The following is a 19,402-nucleotide window of genomic DNA, read 5'->3' on the forward strand; positions in this document are numbered from 1 at the left end:
GGCCCGGTAGTCCACCGCAATGCGAAAGATCCGCATGTGCCGGACATCGACACACACGGATCATTTCATGCTGGAGTGCTCAGCCGCGGGTGTAGGAACCCATCATCTGAACGTTGCCCTCGCCCTCGATGACCTCACCGACCTGCCACGCCTCGATGCCGCGGCCGGTCAGGTAGGCCATCGCCCGGTCCGCGTCGTCGGACGAGACGACCGCGAACATGCCGACACCCATGTTGAAGGTGGCTTCCATCTCGGTGTCCTCGATCCGGCCCTTGGCCTGGATCAGGTCGAAGATGGGCTGCGGACGCCAGGTCGAGCGGTCCACCACGGCGTCCATGTTCGCCGGCAGGACCCGGTTCAGGTTGCCGGGGATGCCGCCGCCGGTGACGTGCGAGAACGCCCGCACGTCGGTCTCCTCGATCAGGCCCAGGCAGTCCTTGGCGTAGATCTTGGTGGGGGTGAGCAGCTCCTCGCCCAGGGTGCGCTGGGTGCCGAAGTCGTCGACCACGGTGTCCAGCCGCATCCGGCCGGCGCCGAGCAGCACGTGCCGGACCAGCGAGTAGCCGTTGGAGTGCAGACCGGACGAGCGCATCGCGATGACCGCGTCGCCCAGCTCGACCCGCTCCTTGCCGAGGATCTCGCTCTCCTCGACCACGCCGACGCCGGTGGCGGAGACGTCGTACTCATCCGGGCGGAGCACGCCCGGGTGCTCGGCGGTCTCGCCACCGAGCAGGGCACAGCCGGCGTACCGGCAGCCGTCGGCGATACCGGCGCCGATCTCGGCCACCTTGTCCGGCACGACCTCGCCACAGGCGATGTAGTCGAGCAGGAACAGCGGCTCGGCGCCACAGGCCACCAGGTCGTCGACGACCATGGCGACCAGGTCGATGCCGATCGTGTCGTGGATGTCGAGCTGCTGGGCGATGACCAGCTTGGTGCCGACACCGTCGGTGGACGAGGCCAGGACCGGGCTCTTGTACTTCGCGGTGTTCAGCTTGAACAGGCCGGAGAAGCCGCCCAGGTCGCCCATGACCTCGGGCCGGGTGGTCTTCTTCACCTTCGACTTGAGCAGCTCGACGGCCCGGTCACCGGCCTCGATGGAGACACCCGCCGCCGCGTACGTGGCCGAGCGCTTGCGCGCCCCGCGTCCCGAGCCGGCCGTCCAGGGCTGACGGTCGCCTCCCTCGGCGCCGTTGGATCCGGCACTACTGCGCTCGGACACGTGCGTCACGGTTCTCCCCTTAGCGGTTCTGTGTAACTGAAGGTCACGGGTGGTGCAGCGCGGTCGCGCCGCCAGGACTGCCGACCAGCGGCTCCGATGCCGGCCGGTCGTCGTCGCCCGCGTGCTCGCGAGCGTCGTAGTCCGTTTCGAGCTCGGCGACGGCTGCGGTGGCCGCCGCGGGAGTGGCGCCCGGCATCGAGGCCCGGCGGCCCACACCCTCCAGGACATGCTTCCCGATCAGGTCCTCGGTGGGCAGCTCGATCGGGTACTCCCCGTCGAAACACGCCATGCAGAGGCGGGACTTCGGCTGCTCGGTGGCCTGGACCAGGTTGTCCAGCGAGACGTAGCCCAGGCTGTCGGCGCCGATCGACCGGCGGATCCCGTCGATCTCCAGGCCGTTGGCGATCAGCTCGGCCCGGGTCGCGAAGTCGATGCCGTAGAAACATGGCCACTTCACCGGCGGCGACGAGATCCGGACGTGGATCTCCAGAGCGCCGGCCTCGCGGAGCATCCGGATCTGCGCCCGCTGGGTGTTGCCGCGGACGATCGAGTCGTCGATCACCACGATCCGCTTGCCGCGGACCACCTCGCGCAGCGGGTTCAGCTTCAGCCGGATGCCGAGCTGGCGGATGGTCTGCGACGGCTGGATGAAGGTCCGGCCGACGTAGGCGTTCTTCATGAAACCGGCGCTGTACGGGATTCCGGAGGCCTCGGCGTAACCGATCGCGGCCGGGATGCCCGACTCCGGCACACCGATCACCAGATCGGCCTCGACCGGGTGCTCCTTGGCCAGCTTGCGGCCGACCTCGACGCGGGCCGAGTAGATGTTCCGCCCGGCGATCGTGGTGTCGGGGCGGGCGAGGTAGACGTACTCGAAGAGACAGCCTTTGGGCTCCGGGGCCGCGAAGCGACTGGACCGCAGGCCGTGCTCGTCGATCGCGATGATCTCGCCCGGCTCGACCTCGCGGACGAAGCTGGCGCCGGTGATGTCCAGCGCGGCGGTCTCGCTCGCGACCACCCAGCCGTGCTCCATCCGGCCGAGGACCAGCGGGCGGACCCCCTGGGCGTCACGGGCGGCGTAGAGGGTGTGCTCGTCCATGAAGACGAAGCTGAAGGCGCCGCGCAGGGTCGGCAGCAGCTCCAGCGCGGCGGCCTCGACCGAGAGATCGGGACGGCCGGCGAGCAGCGTGGTGACCAGGGCGGTGTCGGATGTGCTGTCGCCCACTTCGAGGCCGCGGTCGGCGACCTCCTTGGCGAGTTCGGCCGTATTGACCAGATTGCCGTTGTGCGCCAGGGCGATCGTCGTCCCGGCGGGGGTGGCCCGGATGGTGGGCTGCGCGTTCTCCCAGTTGGAGCCACCGGTCGTGGAGTAACGCGCGTGACCGATCGCCAGGTGGCCACGGAGGCTCGCCAGCGTCGGCTCGTCGAACACCTGGGAAACCAGGCCGATGTCCTTGTAGACCACTACGCCGGAGCCGTCGCTGACCGCGATCCCGGCGGCTTCCTGCCCCCGGTGCTGCAGTGCGTAGAGCCCGAAGTAGGTCAGTTTGGCGACCTCTTCCTCGGGCGCCCAGACACCGAAGACGCCACAGGCGTCCTGGGGGCCGCGCTCCTGGGGGTCGAGATCGTCGGTCAACAGGCCGTCGCCTCGGGGCACCTGTTCGCTCCCTCATGTCGGGGTCTGCACGGACCTCTTGACTAGGTGGCCCGTCCGACGGCCCAGTGTACGCGAGCCCACCGGAACACCACTCCGGCTCATCACTCGACGAGCGGCAGGAACTCGCTGATGTCGGTCCGGATTCCACTGGCCCGGACCCGGCCGTCGTGCACCGCGTCGCTCCACGCCAGTCGGCCGGAGGCCACGAGCAGCCACGTCGTCGGATCCGTTTCGACCACATTGGGCGGTGTGCCGCGGGTGTGCCGAGGACCGGCAACGCACTGAATCGCACCGAAAGGTGGAATTCGCACCTCCACCGAACGGCCAGGCGCCCGATGGGACAACTCGGTCAGCAGGGCTCGCACGGCATCCCGGAGTATCAGGCGGCTGGGTTCGACACCCCGGTCCAGCGCGTCCAACGCCTCGGCAACCGCTTCGGAATTATGGTTCGGAGAAGACATAGCGGGACGATACGACCCGCTCCACGAAGAACGGCACACCGCCCTGGGTCGCGCGATGGACGTGCGACAAGGCATAGTTGCCGACGGTGTACACGTCGCGGGATCCACCGGACATCGAAGGAACCGGGGGACCGCGCGACCGGAAGGCGGTGGACGTGACGACGCACCTAAGAGCCCGGACGGCCCAGGCCGGTGCGTTCCTGGCACTGGTCGGCGGAGTTCTGGCTGGTTATCCGACAGCTGCTCTGGCCGCGGCTCCAAACGTGAAGATCGATTCAGTGGCGCCCAGTGGAACAATCACGCCGGGATCTACTGTAACCGTAAGCTTCACCGTTAGTAACCAGCGGGGCGAGGGCGACAGTGGTTCCGCCGACGTCGAGACGAAGGTCACTGTCAGCGGTGGCGGTTCATGCCAGACCGGCTGCCAGGCGAGCGACTCGATCGATGGTGGACGGAGCTACAACGCCACGATCAAGGCGCCCAACGTCGGAGCAGGCCAGAAGCAGCAGGTCACCGTCACGGTCAACGCCAACAACGGGGAGAACGGCAGCGCGAGCGCCAGCTTCACCGTCGAGGGCGCGGCGGCCCCGCCGGTCAGCACCAACGTGCGGCTGGTCTCCGGCCGGGTCAAGGACGACTCGGGCGACCGGGTCTCCGGCGTCAAGGTCGTGATGAAGGACAGCGCCGGCGCGCAGTACACGACGTCGACCAACGGCGACGGCGGCTTCTCCTTCACCTCCTCGGACTCCCAGCCGATCTCGGCCGGCACGATCCGGGTCGCCGCGGCCAAGGAGGGCTACGACGCCGCGTCGGCGTCCGTCCAGGGCGCCGTGGGCAAGACCGTGACCGTTCCGCTCACGATGAAGAAGGTCGTCGCCCCGAGTCCCTCCGCGTCGCCGTCCGCGAGCGCTTCGGCCAGTGCCGAGGCGACCGAGGACCCGGCCGAGGAGGAGACCACCGAAGAGGAGAACGCCGGCGTCGACCTCGGGCAGAACACCAACGAGGCCGCCAACACGTCGGAGGACTCCGGCAGCAACTGGCTGCTCATCATCATGGGTGTGCTGCTCGTCGCGGCCGGCCTCGGCGCGATGCTGCTGGTCTGGATGCGGCGCAAGAAGGCCGAGGAGCTCGCCGCCGAGACCGGCGTGGGCAAGATCCCGCCGGCCACCGGTGGTGGCGGCAACAGCTTCGACCAGACCCGGGTGGCCGCGCCGGTCGGTGCCGGAGGCCGTGGTGGTGACGCGACGATGATCGCTCCCGCCGCCGGCATGGGTGGCGGCAGCGGCAGTCTCGCCGACGCGCCCACGATGATCCACCGCCAGCCGGTCGAGGACGAGTTCCCGGACCCGTACGGCGCTCCCCTGCCGGCCAACGGCGGCTTCAACGGCCAGCAGAACAACCAGCAGTGGGGCAACGAGCCCGCCGGCGACAACTACGGCGGCGGCACCCAGCCCTATGGCCAGCAGCAGGGCGGCTACGACCAGGGCGGTTACGACCAGGGTGGCTACGGCCAGCAGGGTGGTTACGACCAGGGCGGTTACGGCCAGCAGCAGCAACAGGGCGGCTGGGACCAGGGTGGTTACGACCAGCACCAGCAGCAGGGTGGCGGCGGCTACGGCGGCGGCCAGACCCAGCGGTACGACGAGCACACCAACATGTACCAGCCCGAGCAGCCGCAGGTGCCGCAGCAGCAACAGCGCTACGACGAGGCGACCGGCATGTACCAGCCCCAGCAGCAGGGCGGCGGGTACGACCAGGGCGGCTACGACCAGCAGGGTGGCTACGGCCAGCAGCAGCAGGGCGGCTGGGACAACGGTCAGCAGCAGCAACAGCAGGGTGGTTACGGCCAGCAGCCGCAGCAGGGCGGCTGGGACGACGACCAGCAGGGCTACGACCAGCGCGGCAACGCGTACGGGAACAACGGCCAGAACCGCAACTGGAACGGCTGACCCGGACTGATCGCATAAGGAAGCCCCCGCTCGAAGTTCGAGCGGGGGCTTTCTCGTTGTTACCTCAGGACTGCGGGGTGATCGGACCACCCGGCGTCTGCGGGTTCAGCTCCAGCGTGATCGACTGGACCTTCTCGGTGGCGGGGGCCTCGGGGGCCTCGACAGCCACCGGGGCCTCGACGACCGCCGGCTGCGCGTTCCGGCCGGCCAGCTCGCCGCCGAACAGGTCACGCAGGGTCGACGACCAGGCCTCACGGACCTCGTCCAGCGGGATGCTGAACTGGCCCTCGACCTGCAGTACCTTCTCCTCGGTGGTGACACCGAGCGGGGTGACGGGCACGCCGTGCTCGGCCGCGAGAGCGAGGAACGCCTTGTCGTGGCCACGCGGCACGACGACCACGGCACGACCCGCCGACTCGCTGAACAGGTGCACGAACGCCGAGTTGCCGTCCTCCGGGAACGTCACCTTGGCGCCGACCCCGTGGCGCAGGGTGCTCTCCACGAGCACCTGGGCCAGACCGCCGTCGGAGAGGTCGTGCGCGGCGGTGACCAGACCGGACTTGGAGGCCTTGGCCATCACCTTGCCGAGCGCCTGCTCGGCCGCGAGGTCGACCTTCGGCGGGCGGCCGCCGAGGTGGTTGTGGGTCACCCAGGCCCACTCGGAGCCGGAGAGCTCCGTGCGGGTCTCACCGAGCAGGAAGAGCAGGTCGCCGTTGGCCTTCGCCGGCTTCGGGAAGCCCATCGGGATGCGGCGGGCCACATCGTCGAAGACACCGAGCGTGCCGACCACCGGGGTCGGGTGGATCGCCGCGGCGCCGGTCTGGTTGTAGAAGCTGACGTTGCCACCGGTGACCGGGGTACCCAGCTCCAGGCAACCGTCGGCGAGACCGCGGCACGCCTCGGAGAACTGCCACATCACCGTCGGGTCCTCGGGGGAACCGAAGTTGAGGCAGTCGGAGATCGCGATCGGCTCGGCGCCGGTGACGGCGACGTTCCGGTACGACTCGGCCAGCGCGAGCTTGGCACCCTCGTACGGGTCGAGGCGGGCGAACCGCCCGTTCCCGTCGACGGAGAGCGCCACGCCGAGGCCGGTCTCCTCGTCGATCCGCAGCACACCGGAGTCCTCCGGCTGGGCCAGGACCGTGTTGCCCAGGACGTACCTGTCATACTGCTCGGTGACCCAGCTCTTGTCGCACAGGTTCGGCGACGCGGCCATCCGCAGCAGGGTCTCCCGCAGCTCGTCGCCGGTGCCCGGCCGGGGCAGCGTCTCGGCCCGGTCGGCCTGCAGCAGCATGATGTCGTTCGGCTCACGGATCGGCCGGTGGTAGATCGGGCCGTCGTCGGCGAGCGAACCCGGCGGGACGTCCACGACCACGTGGTCGTTCCAGCTGATCAGCAGGCGGCCCGGGGTGCCGTCCTCGGCAGCCGCGGTGACCTCGCCGATGGCGGTGGCCCAGACGCCCCACTTCTCGGCGACCTTGAGCACCTCGTCCAGGTTCTCCGGCGTGACGATCAGGAGCATGCGCTCCTGCGACTCGCTGGCCAGGATCTCGGTCGGTGACATCGAGGCCTCGCGCAGCGGAACCCGCTCCAGCCAGACCCGCATGCCGGTGCCGGCCGCCGCGGCGGTCTCGGTGAGCGCGCAGGTGAGGCCGGCGCCGCCGAGGTCCTGGATGCCGGAGACGAGACCGGCGTCGTACAGCTCCAGGCAGCTCTCGATCAGCAGCTTCTCCATGAACGGGTCGCCGACCTGCACCGACGGGCGGCGCTGTTCGGCCTCGTCCTCGGCGAAGGTGGCCGACGCCAGCACGGAGACACCGCCGATGCCGTCCCGGCCGGTCCGCGCACCGAGCAGCACGACGATGTTGCCGGTGCCGGTGGCCTCCTTCTTCTGGAGGCGCTCGACCGGCAGGACACCGATGCTGAGTGCGTTGACCAGCGGGTTGCCCTGGTAACACGGGTCGAAGACGATCTCGCCGCCGATGTTGGGCAGGCCCAGGCAGTTGCCGTAGCCACCGATACCCGCGACGACGCCGGGCAGCACCCGGGCGGTGTCGGGGTGATCGTGCGCGCCGAAACGCAGCGGGTCCATCACCGCGATCGGCCGGGCGCCCATCGCCAGGATGTCGCGGACGATGCCGCCGACACCGGTGGCCGCGCCCTGGTAGGGCTCGACGTAGCTGGGGTGGTTGTGCGACTCGACCTTGAAGGTGACCGCGATCTTGTCGGAGATCTGCACCACACCGGCGTTCTCACCGATACCGGCGAGCATCCGGGTGTTCTCCGGGGCCTTCTCGCTGAACTGCTTGAGATGCACCTTGCTCGACTTGTAGGAGCAGTGCTCGCTCCACATGATCGAGTACATCGCCAGCTCGGACGCGGTCGGCCGGCGACCCAGGATCTCCCGGATCTTGGCGTACTCGTCGTCCTTCAGGCCCAGGTCGATGAAGGGCTGCAGTTCGTCCGGGGACTTCTCCGCCTTCTCGACGGTGTCCGGCTCGTCGGAACCGGTGGCGAGCACGTCGGTCGCGGCGAAGCCAGTCGACTTCTCCGGCTGCGTCACTGTTGTCCCCCTGCGAGCTGACCGTCCTTCGCCAGACTGCGCAGGACGGAGGTGAAGAAGCCGAGGCCGTCCAGCGAGGGGCCGGTCAGCGCTTCCACCGCGTGTTCCGGGTGGGGCATGATGCCGACCACGTTGCCGGCCTCGTTGGTGATGCCGGCGATGTCGCGCTGCGAGCCGTTCGGGTTGCCCTTGATGTAACGGGCGACGACCCGGCCCTCGGCCTCGAGCGCGTCCAGCGTCTTCGGGTCGGCGACGAAACAGCCCTCGCCGTTCTTCACCGGGATCAGGATCTCCTGGTCGGCGGTGAACCCGTTGGTCCAGGCGGTGTTCGTCGCCTCGACCTTCAGCCACTGGTCGCGGTTACGGAAGTGCAGGTGCTGGTTCCGGGTCAGTGCGCCGGGCAGCAGATGTGCCTCGCACAGGATCTGGAAACCGTTGCAGATGCCCAGAACGGGCAGGCCGCCCCGCGCGGCGTCGATGATCGACTCCATCACGGGGGCGAACCGGGCGATGGCGCCGCAGCGCAGCGCATCGCCGTACGAGAAACCACCGGGAAGCACGACCGCGTCGACCCCGTGCAGATCCGGGTCGCCGTGCCAGAGGCGGATCGCCTCGGCACCTGCGATCCGGGCGGCGCGGGCGGCGTCTCCGTCGTCGAGCGAACCCGGGAAGGTGACCACACCGATCCGCATGGTCAGGCGACCTCCGCCGAAGCGCCCTCGACGCGGATCTCGAAGTCTTCGATCACCGGGTTGGCGAGCAGCTTGTCGGCGATCTCCCGGGCCCGGTTCAGATCGGGCTCCCCGGTGAAATCGATCTCGATCCGGCGGCCGATGCGGACTGAAGAGACATCGGTGACGCCGAGCCGGGGCAGCGCATTCGCCACCGCTTGACCCTGCGGGTCCAGGATCTCCGGCTTGAGCATGACGTCGACCACGACGCGAGCCACGGGCACTCCTGACTGATAGGTGTAAGCAGGCGAAGCCTACCCGGTGTTACTGACGCGAGGGCCGGGGGCCGGTGTCGGCAGCCCGACCCGACGGTCATTGAGCAGGGCGTGCAGCCTCATCACTCAGTGATATAGGTCAATTGAACTGTTGGCTCGATGTAAACGATGACCTAGGTTCGATCCATCGAATTCGATTCTCCAAGCGCGCGCGCTCCGTCGACCCGATCCCCCGAAAGGAATCTCGACGTGCGCATTCGACTCCTGGCCGCCGTCACCGGCGCCATCGCGGCCCTGGTCGCGCCCGCCGCGGCTCAGGCCGCGGACCCCGTCGGCCCATTCATCATCGGAGGTGGCACCGTCTCCTCCGCGCCGTGGGCCGCCGCGGTGTTCAGCAACGGCAGCTTCACCTGTTCCGGCACGATCATCTCGGCGAACTACGTCCTCACCGCGCGTCACTGTGTGAGCGGCACCATGTCGGTCCGGGTCGGCAGCGTCAACCGGACCTCCGGTGGCGTCACCAGCGCGGTGTCGTCCAGTTCCACCCGGTACGACCTCGCCCTGCTGCGCCTGAGCACGTCGATCAACACCAGCTACATGCCGCTGTCCAGCGCGTACCCGCCGGTCGGCTCGACCAACAACATCTACGGCTGGGGCATGACCTGCTACTCCGGCTGTGACGCGTCGACGACGCTGAAGACCGCCACGGTCCAGGTCACCTCGACCAACCAGACCGACGCGTACGGCGGCCGGGCCATCGGCAGCACCCGGATCAACGGCAACGCGTGGCGCGGCGACTCGGGCGGCCCGCAGGTCTACAACGGCGCCCAGGTGGGTGTCGCGTCGACCGCGGACGGCTCGAGCCGCCAGTACTACGGCAGCGTCGCCTACAACCGGGCGTGGATCACCTCCACGGCCGGCGTCTAAGGATCAGAGGATCGGCGCGGGTGCGTAGGCGGCCGCTGACGGGTGCTGAGCGACGATCTCGGCGACCCGGTCGGCGACCGCGCGCACCTGCGCCGGTGCCGCGCCCACGAAGGCGGCGCGGTCCGCGACCAGGTTGTCGATCTCGCCCCGGGACAGCTGGAGACGCTCGTCGCCGGCGAGCCGGTCGAAGAGGTCGTTGACCGCCACGCCCTTCTCCCGCATGGCCAGCGCCACCCCGACCGCGTGCTCCTTGATGACCTCGTGCGCGACCTCCCGGCCGACACCCTTGCGCACCGCGGCGACCAGCACCTTGGTGGTGGCCAGGAACGGCAGGAAGCGGTCCAGCTCGCGGCCGATCACCGCGGGGTACGCCCCGAACTCGTCCAGCACGGTCAGGAAGGTCTGGAACAGCCCGTCGGCGGCGAAGAACGCGTCGGGCAGGGCCACCCGGCGGACCACCGAGCAGGAGACATCGCCCTCGTTCCACTGGTCACCGGCCAGCTCGCCGACCATCGACAGGTAGCCGCGGACGATCACCGCGAGGCCGTTGACCCGCTCCGACGAGCGCGTGTTCATCTTGTGCGGCATCGCCGACGAGCCGACCTGGCCGGGCTTGAAGCCCTCGGTGACCAGCTCCTGGCCGACCATCAGGCGGATCGTGGTGGCCAGCGACGACGGCCCGGCGACGACCTGGGCGAGCGCCGACACCACGTCGAAGTCGAGCGAGCGCGGGTAGACCTGGCCGACGCTGGACAGCACCCGCTTGAACCCGAGGTGCTCAGCGACACGCTGCTCCAGGCTCTCCACCTTCTCGGAGGCGCCGTCGAAGAGGTCGAGCTGGTCGGCGGCGGTGCCGACCGGGCCCTTGATGCCGCGCAGCGGGTACCGGGCGATCAGGTCGTCCAGCCGCTCGTACGCGATCAGCAGCTCCTCGGCCGCCGACGCGAACCGCTTGCCCAGCGTGGTGGCCTGCGCCGCCACGTTGTGCGAGCGCCCGGTCAGCACCAGGTCGGAGTGCTCGACGGCGAGGGCGGTCAGGCGGGCCAGGGTGGCCACCACCCGGCCGCGGATCAGCTCCAGCGAGGCGCGGATCTGCAGCTGCTCCACGTTCTCGGTCAGGTCCCGGGAGGTCATCCCCTTGTGGATCTGCTCGAACCCGGCCAGCTCGCTGAACTCCTCGATGCGGGCCTTCACGTCGTGCCTGGTGATCCGCTCGCGGGCGGCGATCGACTCCAGGTCGACCCGGTCGAGCACCGCTTCATATGCCTCGACGGCGCCCGCGGGCACGTCCACGCCGAGGTCACGCTGGGCCTTGAGGACCGCCAGCCAGAGCTTGCGCTCCATCCGGATCTTCTCCTCCGGGGACCAGAGGGTGACGAGGTCGGCAGAGGCGTACCGGGCGGCGAGCACGTTCGGGATGGTCACGCCAGCGATTCTTTCACGGCCCCGGGCTCGTCCTCCGGCAGCCGGTGACGCAGGGTGCGGACGTCCCGGCTGGCCAGCATGCCGAGCACCGCGACCACCGCGACCACCCCGGCCCCGATCAGCGCCGTCCGCAGCCCGACGGCCTCGGCGATCGGGCCGATGGCCACCTGGCCCAGCGGGATCGCGGCGAAGGAGCCGACCATGTCGTACGAGTAGACCCGGGCCAGCCGGTCGGCGGGCACGTGCTCCTGCATCGTGGTCTCCCAGGCCACCCCGAACTGCTCGAGCATCAGCCCGGTCACGAACATCGCCAGGAGCAGCGCCCAGAGCCGCGGATGACCACCCAGCACGAACAGCGGCAACGCCATCCCGAGGCAGCTCAGGACTCCGACCAGGAGCAGCCGGCGGGTGCGCAGCCGCATGGCCACCAGCCCGCCGAGGACCAGGCCGACCGTCTCCGCGGCGAGCACCATCCCCCACGCCTGACGGCCGATGGTCTCGTCGGCGACGGCCGGGCCGAGCACGTAGAGCCCGCCGGTCCACGCCGCGTTGAGCAGCGAGAAGCCGGCCACCACCACCCACAGCCAGGTCCGCGAGGAGAACTCGGACCAGCCGATCCGCAGGTCGGCGAGCACGTGCGCGCGTTCCTGCGAGCGCGGTGGCATGGCGACCCGGACCATGGCGAAGCAGAGTCCGGCGACGACGAACGTGGCCGCGTCCACGGCGATGCCGATTCCGGGATCGGTGGCCGCGACGACGACTCCGGCGGTCGGGGCGCCGAGCACCATGGCGCTGTTCAGGAGGATCCGGCCGAGTGCGATGGCCTGCATCCGCACGTTCTCCGGCACGGTCTGCGGCAGCAGCGCGGCACTGGCCGGCAGGGCCACCGCGCTGGCCACCCCGTTCAGCACCGACAGGCCGATGAGCAGCGGGATCGTCGCGCTGTCGGTGAGCACCAGGGCCGCGACCACGGCCTGGGTGAGAGCGGCGGCGATGTTCGATCCGACCATCAGCAGCTGCCGCGGCAGCCGGTCGGCGAGCACCCCGCCGAAGAGCAGGAAGAGCACGTTGGTCAGGGTCCGGGCGCCGACGACGAGACCCAGGTCGCGGGCCGAACCGGTCAGGTCCAGGACGGCGAAGGCGAGCGCGATCGGGGCGAACGAGTTGCCCAGGGCGTTGATCGTGCGGCCGGCCAGCAGGAACCGGTACGGCGTGAACCGCAGCGGGGCGAGCGCGGCCTTCACTCGGACACCGCCCGGTGCTGGAACAGCGCCACCGAGGTGCTGGTGCGCACGGTGCCGGGGGTGTGCGGTGGCTGGGCGGCCTGGTGCAGGTCGCTGACCGCCTCGATGATCCGGTCCCGGATCGCCAGCCACACCTCCGGGTCGATCCAGAAGTCACCGTCGGCGTAGAGGTGTCCCCGGCTCGCGAAGCTGGCCTGTGAGCTGCGCCGGACCAGCTCCTGGGCGATCACGGCGAACTGCGCGCGGCGCTCGTCGTCGGACCGGGAGCCGCTGGACCGCTCCTTGACCGGGCGGTACCGGTAGCGCTTCGCGATGCCGCCGCGGATCTTCTCCTCACCGTCCACCACGATCAGCCCGGCGGACAGCAGATTGCGCAGGTGGTAACTGGCGTTGGCGTGGGTCAGGTCCATCTCGCGGGCGACGTCGGCGGCGGTCAGCGAGGCGCCGGTGAGCAGCGACATGATCTGGATCCGGACCGGGTGCGCCAGCGACCGCAGCAACGCCTTCGGAGCCTCTTCCAACGCCATGCGGGGCAGTCTATGAACCGGACGGGCCGACTGTCCAACAGTTCTTGGGGAGTGGCAAACTGCACGGTCAGGCGGCATTCTCTGCAATCATTACCGGCCAGTAATTTCCGAGAGGACCATTGATGACCGATTTCAGCCCCGAGTCGCTCGCGTCGATCGGCCCGAAGGAGTTCGCCCAGCTCGTCAAGTCCACCTCGGACGCGAAGATCACCGAGGTGATGGCGTCGGAGCGGCGGGTCAAGATCCTCGACGAGATCTTCCACCGGATGCCCGGCATGTTCCGCGCGGAGCGGGCCGGCGACACCGCCACGGTCATCCACTGGATCATCACCGGCGGCCCCGGCGGCCCCGGCGGCGCGAGCGACACCTACGAGACGATGATCGAGAACCAGACCTGCACCGTCACCAGCACCCCGGCCCGCGAGCCGAAACTGGCCATGACGATGGACGGGCTGACCTTCCTCAAGATCGTCTCGGGCACCGGCAACCCGGTCACGCTCTTCATGACCGGCAAGATCAAGGCCAAGGGCGACGTCATGCTCGCCACCAGCATCCCGAAGCTGTTCGACATCCCCAAGGGCTGACGAATCCGCTGGTCCAGGCAGGCGAAAGGGGTCCGGGCGCGTCGTGCGCCCGGACCCCTACCCCGTTTCTGATACGCCGCGCGGCACCACGACCGCAGCGGCCCGTCCCGTCCGGTCCACGCGAGGCGGGCGGTCGGCCAGGCCGACCCGCGACCGCCGGGCCGGATGCGGTGGTCAACGGCTACCTCAGATCGTGATCTCGCCCCGCACCGCACGCAGCGCGATGTCCGTCCGGTACTGGGCGCCCTCCAGGCGGACCCCCTCGGCCAGGGCGTAGGCGGCCGTCCGGGCACCGGCCAGGTCGGCGCCGGTGGCCGTCACGCTCAGCACCCGGCCACCGGCCGAGACCAGGTCGCCGGCAGCGTTCCGGGCGGTGCCGGCGTGGATGACACCGGGCCGCTCGGCGCCCTCGATGACGTCACCGGTCCGCGGCGTACCCGGATAGTTGTGGCTGGCCACCACCACGGTGACCGCCGAGCCGGACTTCCAGCGCAGCGGCTCGTGGGCGGCCAGGGTGCCGGCCGCGGCGGCGTGCAGCAGCCCGGCCAGCGGCGTCTCCAGCAGGGCCAGGACCACCTGGGTCTCCGGGTCACCGAACCGCGCGTTGAACTCGATCACCTTCGGGCCGGCCGGGGTGAGCGCGAGCCCGACGTAGAGCAGACCGGCGAACGGCGTACCCCGCTCGCGCATCTCGGCCAGGGTCGGCTCGACCGTCTCCCGGAGCACCCGCTCGGTGAGGTCGTCCGGCGCCCAGTCCAGCGGGGCGTACGCGCCCATGCCACCGGTGTTCGGCCCCTCGTCGCCGTCCAGCAGCCGCTTGAAGTCCTGGGCCGGCATCAGCGGGGCGACCGCGGTGCCGTCGGTGACCACGAAGAGCGAGACCTCGGGACCGGGCAGGAACTCCTCGATGACGACCTTGCCGCACGCCTCGGCGTGGATCAGGGCCTCGTCCAGGTCGTCAGTCACGACCACGCCCTTGCCCGCGGCCAGGCCGTCGTTCTTCACCACGTAGGGCGCGCCCAGCTCGGTGAGGGCGGCCCGCACCGAGTCCATGTCCTCGCAGGTGAACGAGCGGGCGGTCGGCACCCCGGCGGCGGCCATCACCTCGTTGGCGAACGCCTTCGAACCCTCCAGCCGCGCGGCGGCGGCGGACGGCCCGAAACAGGCGATGCCCTCGGCCCGGACCGCGTCGGCGACCCCGGCGACCAGGGGCGCCTCGGGACCGATCACGACCAGGTCGGCGTTGAGTTCCACGGCGAGCGCGGCGACCGCTGCCGGATCGACAGCCTTCACCTCGTGCAGCTCGGCGTGCTGGGCGATGCCCGGGTTGCCCGGCGCGGCGGCCAGGAAGTCGACGGACGGGTCGGCGGCTAGTCCGACAGCGAGCGCGTGTTCACGCCCGCCGGAGCCGATCAGAAGTACGCGCACGACGGCCCATCCTACCTGCGGTGGCGTCGCGTAAACTTCGGCAGTACCCGGGGTCCTCCGCGGTACGACCTTGGGGAAAGGCATATCTAAAAGTGCCGGTGATCGTGTTGGTCGGCGCCCAGTGGGGCGACGAGGGCAAGGGCAAGGCGACGGACCTGCTGGGCGACCGTCTGGACTACGTGGTCAAGTTCAACGGTGGCAACAACGCGGGTCACACCGTCGTCATCGACGGAGAGAAGTACGCGCTCCACCTCCTCCCGAGCGGGATCCTCTCCCCGGGGGTCGTACCGGTGATCGGCAACGGTGTCGTCGTCGACCTGAACGTGCTGTTCCAGGAGATCGACGGTCTCGAGGCCCGCGGCATCGACACGTCCCGCCTGCGGATCAGCGCCAACGCGCACGTGATCGCCTCGTACAACCGCACGCTCGACAAGGTCAGCGAGCGGTTCCTCGGCGCCCGGCGGATCGGCACCACCGGCCGGGGCATCGGCCCGACCTACGCCGACAAGATGAACCGGATCGGCATCCGGGTCCAGGACCTCTTCGACGAGTCGATCCTGCGGCAGAAGGTCACCGCGGCGCTGGCCCACAAGAACCAGATCCTGTCGAAGATCTACAACCGCAGCGCGGTCAAGGGCGAGGAGGTCGTGCAGGAGCTGCTCTCCTACGTCGACCGGCTCCGGCCCTACGTGGCCGACACCGCCCTGGAGCTGTCGAACGCGATCGACGACGGCAAGGTGGTGCTCTGCGAGGCCGGCCAGGCCACCCTGCTCGACGTGGACCACGGCACCTACCCGTTCGTGACCAGCTCGAACGCGACGGCCGGCGGTGCCTGCACCGGCTCCGGCATCCCGCCGACCCGGATCGACCGGGTGGTCGCCGTGCTCAAGGCGTTCACCACCCGCGTCGGTGAGGGCCCGTTCCCGACCGAGCTGCACGACAAGTTCGGTGACTACCTGCGCGAGGTCGGCCACGAGTACGGCACCACCACCGGCCGCCCGCGCCGGATCGGCTGGCTGGACCTGGTGATCGGCCGCTACGCGCAGCGGATCAACGGCGTCACCGACTTCGCCATGACCAAGCTCGACAACTACGACGGCCTGGACGAGATCCCGGTCTGCGTGGCGTACGAGGTCAACGGCGTCCGACACGACGAGATGCCGGTCAACCAGACCGACTTCCACCACGCCACCCCGGTCTACGAGACGCTGCCCGGCTGGAAACAGGACATCTCCGGCTGCCGCAAGTTCGAGGACCTGCCCCAGCAGGCGCAGGACTTCGTGGAGTTCGTGGAGGCCCGTCTGGGCGCCCGGATCTCCATCGTCGGCGTCGGCCCGGGCCGCGAAGCGGTCATCGAGCGGCACTCGGTACTCGGCGGCGTCTGAGATGTACGACGTCGTTCTCCTGAGTCTGGCCGAGGGATCCGGTGACGGCTGCGGCGACGGCTGCGGTGGTTGCCAGTCCGCCTGTGCCACCCCCCGCACCCCCGTGCTGGCCTGCGCGGACGCGCTCCGCGAAGCCGGCGCCCGGGTGGAGACCGTGCTGGCCGGGTCGGACCAGGAGATCGACGCGGTCCTGGCCCGTTTCGACGGCCCGGGCCGGCCGGACGGTCTGACCTGGCCCGATCCGGACACGAAACTGCGGCTGGTGGTGGCCACCGCCACCGACGGCCAGCTGCGCGCGGTGATGCGCCGGCTGGTCCGGCGGTACGCCCCACCGCCCAGCAAGCGCCCCGCCGACCTGGACCGCACCCGGACCGTGCCGGACCTGCCCCCGGTGGCGATCCTGCCGCTCGACCTCGGCAACACCGAGGACCTGGCGGCCCAGCTCGGCCTGCCCCGGACCCCGCGCGCGGTCGCCGCCGCCGTGATGAACGGCACAGTCCGGCGTCTGGACCTGCTGCGCAACGACGGCGGTTCGGTGACCCTGGACGGCGCGCTGCTCGGCGGTTCCGGCGAGGACGGCCGGGCGGTGCCGTGGCGCGGCCGGGTCGAGGTCGACGACACCGTGCTGACCGACGGCGAGGAGCCGGTGCTGGCCTGTGTGATCGGCAACGCCGGTGGGTACGCCGAGTTCGACGGCCTGCGGTTGCTCGCCGACGGCGACCCCACCGACGGGCGGGTCGAGGTCTCGGTCGCGGTCCCGACCGTGATCAAACAGCGGTTCAAAGGCACCAAGGTCCGGGTCGAGGTACGCCGAGCCCGCGGCCGCGCGGTCTCGGTGCTCCCCCGCGAGGGTGAGCTGCAGTTCCTCGACGACGGGGTGGCGGGATCCACCAGCCGCAAGCGATCCTGGTGGACCGAGGCCGGTGCCTGGGCGGTGTACGCGGGCTGAATCCCGTGCCACTCTTGGACGGGTTAAGCAGGATTTTTGTGATACCGGAGGTCTCATCCGTGGCGGACGAGCACGCCGACCGCACTCACGGCGCCGAGTCGGCACCCCGAGACGTGGAACCGTTCTGGGCCGACGAGCCCGAGACGCCGGTGCACGGCCGCGCCGTGCCGGTGACCGAGCGGACACCACCGGTCGGGATGGTCCAGGTCGAGCCGGGAGTGTTCCGGCCGGCCGACGGCGCCGAGCCGCACGTTCCGGCCCAGCGGACGTCTCCCGATTCGGCCGGGCCGGACCCCTCGCTGGCCGTGCCGCCCGGGTGGGGGCAGCCGCCGCGACAGCCGGAGGCCGCGCCGCCGATCCAGCACGGTCAGGTGCACCGGCAGCCCGCCCGGCAGGAGCCGATCCGGCAGGAGCCGGTGCCGCCGCCCGCCCCGGCGCCGGTGTCACCCGCGCTGCGCGCCTCCACGCCGGTCTCACCGGCGCCACACGTCTCACCAGCGCCACACGTCTCACCGGCACCACACGCGAACATGCCGGTCTCGCCCGCGCCGCATGCGGCCACCCCGGTCTCGCCCGCGCCGCATGCCACCACACCGGTCTCACCCGCGCCGCATGCCACCACACCGGTCTCACCCGCGCCGCATGCGGCCACCCCGGTGCCGCCCACGCCGCATGCGGCCACCCCGATGCCGCCTGCGCCGGCGCCGCACTATGACGACGCGCTGTACCGGCCTGCCCCTCGGCCCGAGCCGACGACCGCGCCCGCTCAGCCCGATGCCGGGCCGGTGCAGCCGCATCGTCCGGAGGCGGGGCCGAGTACCCGCCCGGTGGGGCAGCACCCTGCTCCGGTCGTACCGCAGCAAGCGCCGCCGCAGCCCGGACCGCCGCAACGCGCGCCGGAGACCCCGCACCGGGGAAGTGCCGCGCCGGTCCCACCGCAGCAGGGCGCGCACCAGGGGCACCAACCGCACCACCACATCCCGCCGCAGCAGCCCTGGAACGGCCCCCTGGAGAACGCGGCCATGCCGGTGCACACCACCCCGCTGTACTCGGCGCCGGGTGAGCACCAACAGCCCCCGGTCGACCCGGCACAGGCGCTGGGCGGTCAGCCACCGGCCGCGGAGGACCCCTTTCAGGAGCTGAACTGGCTCGCCGACAACACGCCGACCGCGGAGGAGTTCGCGAAACGGCGGCTGGCCCGGCCGGCTCAGCAGAGTGCCACGATGGGTGCTCGGGCGATGCTGCAGAACGCGACGTTCGGCCTGCTCAAGATGGCTCCCGGGCAGTACGAGATGGAGTACAAGCAGGACGTCGAGATGGTCCGCCGCAACTTCGGCGGGCTGCGTCAGGTGACGGTCGTCAACCCCAAGGGCGGCGCCGGCAAGACGGTGGCGGTGCTGCTGCTCGCGATGACGTTCGGGCAGAAGCGCGGCGGTTACGTGCTGGCCTGGGACAACAACGAGACCCAGGGCACCCTGGGCATGCGGGCGCAGCAGGACTTCCACGCCCGCACGGTCCGCGACATGATGCGTGACCTGCATCTCTTCCAGGGTGCGCAGGGGCGGGTCGGCGACCTGTCGCAGTACGTCCGGGCGCAGGGCGAGGGCATGTTCGACGTGCTCGCGTCGGACGAGTCGGCGACCGCCGGTGAGATGCTGACCGCGAACTCGTTCGCCGAGATCCGGGACGTGGTCAGCCGGTTCTACAAGCTGATCTTCGTGGACACCGGTAACAACGTCCGCGCGGAGAACTGGCAGGCGTCGATGGACGCCACCGACCAGCTGGTGATCACGATGTCGGCCCGTAACGACTCGGCCGAGACCGCGGCCCGCATGCTGGACCACCTGGAACAGGGCGGCCGGCGACGGCTGGTGCGCCAGGCGGTGACCATCGTCACGATGCCGCCGACCCGCAAGGACATCGACCTGCAGTGGATCCAGCAGCACTTCGCGGCCCGGACCCGGGCGGTGCTGGTGGCCCCGTACGAGCGCCTGATCGACTCGGGTGAGCCGATCCGCTACGGCGAGCTGTCGCCACCGACGAAGGACGCCTGGCTGAAGATCGCCGCGGCGGTGGCCTCCGGCCTCTGACGCCAGCCGGGGTGCGCCGGCTTTCACCGCTGGCCGGGGTGTGCC

At 70.4% G+C, this 19,402-nt stretch carries 16 protein-coding genes; 6 read left to right on the forward strand and 10 right to left on the reverse strand.

Going from position 1 to position 19,402, the window contains the following annotated elements; genetic code table 11:
* Positions 1-79 precede the first annotated feature (79 nt).
* The 3 genes from purM to Aco03nite_RS35320 form a co-directional block, all read right to left on the reverse strand.
* Entirely contained in the window at positions 80-1,231 is a 1,152-nt protein-coding gene (purM, locus tag Aco03nite_RS35310; RefSeq protein ID WP_203803577.1) for a phosphoribosylformylglycinamidine cyclo-ligase, read from the reverse strand.
* A gap of 34 nt (positions 1,232-1,265) precedes the next feature.
* Positions 1,266-2,879: an amidophosphoribosyltransferase gene (gene purF, locus Aco03nite_RS35315; protein ID WP_203803579.1), complete on the reverse strand. Its 1,614-nt coding sequence runs from the start codon at positions 2,877-2,879 to the stop codon at positions 1,266-1,268.
* 101 nt (positions 2,880-2,980) lie between these two features.
* Entirely contained in the window at positions 2,981-3,340 is a 360-nt protein-coding gene (locus Aco03nite_RS35320; protein ID WP_203803580.1) for a sterol carrier family protein, read from the reverse strand.
* 263 nt (positions 3,341-3,603) lie between these two features.
* Here Aco03nite_RS35320 and Aco03nite_RS35325 point away from each other — a divergent pair, with 263 nt between their 5' ends.
* On the forward strand, positions 3,604-5,289 hold the full coding sequence (locus Aco03nite_RS35325) for a carboxypeptidase regulatory-like domain-containing protein (RefSeq protein ID WP_203803581.1): 1,686 nt from the start codon (positions 3,604-3,606) through the stop codon (positions 5,287-5,289).
* A gap of 64 nt (positions 5,290-5,353) precedes the next feature.
* Here Aco03nite_RS35325 and purL read toward each other — a convergent pair whose 3' ends face one another.
* Genes purL through purS form a run of 3 tightly spaced genes read right to left on the reverse strand, consistent with a single transcriptional unit; the run spans position 5,354 to position 8,801 of the window.
* A complete protein-coding gene (gene purL / locus Aco03nite_RS35330) occupies positions 5,354-7,810 on the reverse strand; it encodes a phosphoribosylformylglycinamidine synthase subunit PurL (protein ID WP_239145711.1) in 2,457 nt (818 codons plus the stop codon).
* 38 nt (positions 7,811-7,848) lie between these two features.
* The gene (gene purQ, locus Aco03nite_RS35335) at positions 7,849-8,550 is read right to left on the reverse strand and encodes a phosphoribosylformylglycinamidine synthase subunit PurQ (RefSeq protein WP_203803652.1); all 702 of its coding nucleotides are present in this window, start codon (positions 8,548-8,550) and stop codon (positions 7,849-7,851) included.
* Positions 8,547-8,801, reverse strand: coding sequence for a phosphoribosylformylglycinamidine synthase subunit PurS (purS, locus tag Aco03nite_RS35340; protein WP_203803590.1), 255 nt, complete (start codon positions 8,799-8,801; stop codon positions 8,547-8,549). The genes purQ and purS overlap by 4 nt, the downstream gene beginning before the upstream one ends.
* 246 nt (positions 8,802-9,047) lie before the next feature.
* On the opposite strand from purS, the gene Aco03nite_RS35345 reads away from it, so the two are divergent.
* On the forward strand, positions 9,048-9,725 hold the full coding sequence (locus Aco03nite_RS35345) for a S1 family peptidase (RefSeq protein ID WP_203803600.1): 678 nt from the start codon (positions 9,048-9,050) through the stop codon (positions 9,723-9,725).
* Positions 9,726-9,728: 3 nt separating this feature from the next.
* Here Aco03nite_RS35345 and purB read toward each other — a convergent pair whose 3' ends face one another.
* From purB to Aco03nite_RS35360, 3 genes are read right to left on the reverse strand one after another with little or no spacing between them, the layout of a single operon-like run.
* Complete coding sequence (purB, locus tag Aco03nite_RS35350; protein ID WP_203803610.1) at positions 9,729-11,150, reverse strand: adenylosuccinate lyase; 1,422 nt, start codon at positions 11,148-11,150, stop codon at positions 9,729-9,731.
* Positions 11,147-12,394 (reverse strand): MFS transporter, encoded by a 1,248-nt coding sequence (locus Aco03nite_RS35355; RefSeq protein WP_203803613.1) that lies wholly within the window; start codon positions 12,392-12,394, stop codon positions 11,147-11,149. The genes purB and Aco03nite_RS35355 overlap by 4 nt, the downstream gene beginning before the upstream one ends.
* Positions 12,391-12,921, reverse strand: coding sequence for an ArsR/SmtB family transcription factor (locus Aco03nite_RS35360; protein ID WP_203803616.1), 531 nt, complete (start codon positions 12,919-12,921; stop codon positions 12,391-12,393). The genes Aco03nite_RS35355 and Aco03nite_RS35360 overlap by 4 nt, the downstream gene beginning before the upstream one ends.
* 122 nt (positions 12,922-13,043) lie before the next feature.
* On the opposite strand from Aco03nite_RS35360, the gene Aco03nite_RS35365 reads away from it, so the two are divergent.
* Entirely contained in the window at positions 13,044-13,505 is a 462-nt protein-coding gene (locus Aco03nite_RS35365) for an SCP2 sterol-binding domain-containing protein (protein ID WP_203803618.1), read from the forward strand.
* A gap of 186 nt (positions 13,506-13,691) precedes the next feature.
* Here Aco03nite_RS35365 and purD read toward each other — a convergent pair whose 3' ends face one another.
* Entirely contained in the window at positions 13,692-14,933 is a 1,242-nt protein-coding gene (gene purD / locus Aco03nite_RS35370) for a phosphoribosylamine--glycine ligase (protein ID WP_203803621.1), read from the reverse strand.
* A gap of 92 nt (positions 14,934-15,025) precedes the next feature.
* Here purD and Aco03nite_RS35375 point away from each other — a divergent pair, with 92 nt between their 5' ends.
* The 3 genes from Aco03nite_RS35375 to Aco03nite_RS35385 all read left to right on the forward strand — a co-directional run bounded on the left by Aco03nite_RS35375 (position 15,026) and on the right by Aco03nite_RS35385 (position 19,357).
* Positions 15,026-16,318 carry an adenylosuccinate synthase gene (locus tag Aco03nite_RS35375; protein ID WP_203803623.1) on the forward strand — a complete coding sequence of 431 codons (1,293 nt, stop codon included), beginning with the start codon at positions 15,026-15,028 and terminating at the stop codon, positions 16,316-16,318.
* A gap of 1 nt (position 16,319) precedes the next feature.
* Positions 16,320-17,267: a diacylglycerol kinase family protein gene (locus Aco03nite_RS35380; RefSeq protein ID WP_203803625.1), complete on the forward strand. Its 948-nt coding sequence runs from the start codon at positions 16,320-16,322 to the stop codon at positions 17,265-17,267.
* Positions 17,268-17,464: 197 nt separating this feature from the next.
* Positions 17,465-19,357: a MinD/ParA family ATP-binding protein gene (locus Aco03nite_RS35385; protein WP_239145712.1), complete on the forward strand. Its 1,893-nt coding sequence runs from the start codon at positions 17,465-17,467 to the stop codon at positions 19,355-19,357.
* The last annotated feature ends 45 nt before the right edge of the window (positions 19,358-19,402 follow it).

Source organism: Actinoplanes couchii, assembly GCF_016862075.1.
In the GTDB taxonomy this organism is placed as follows: Bacteria; Actinomycetota; Actinomycetes; order Mycobacteriales; family Micromonosporaceae; genus Actinoplanes; species Actinoplanes couchii.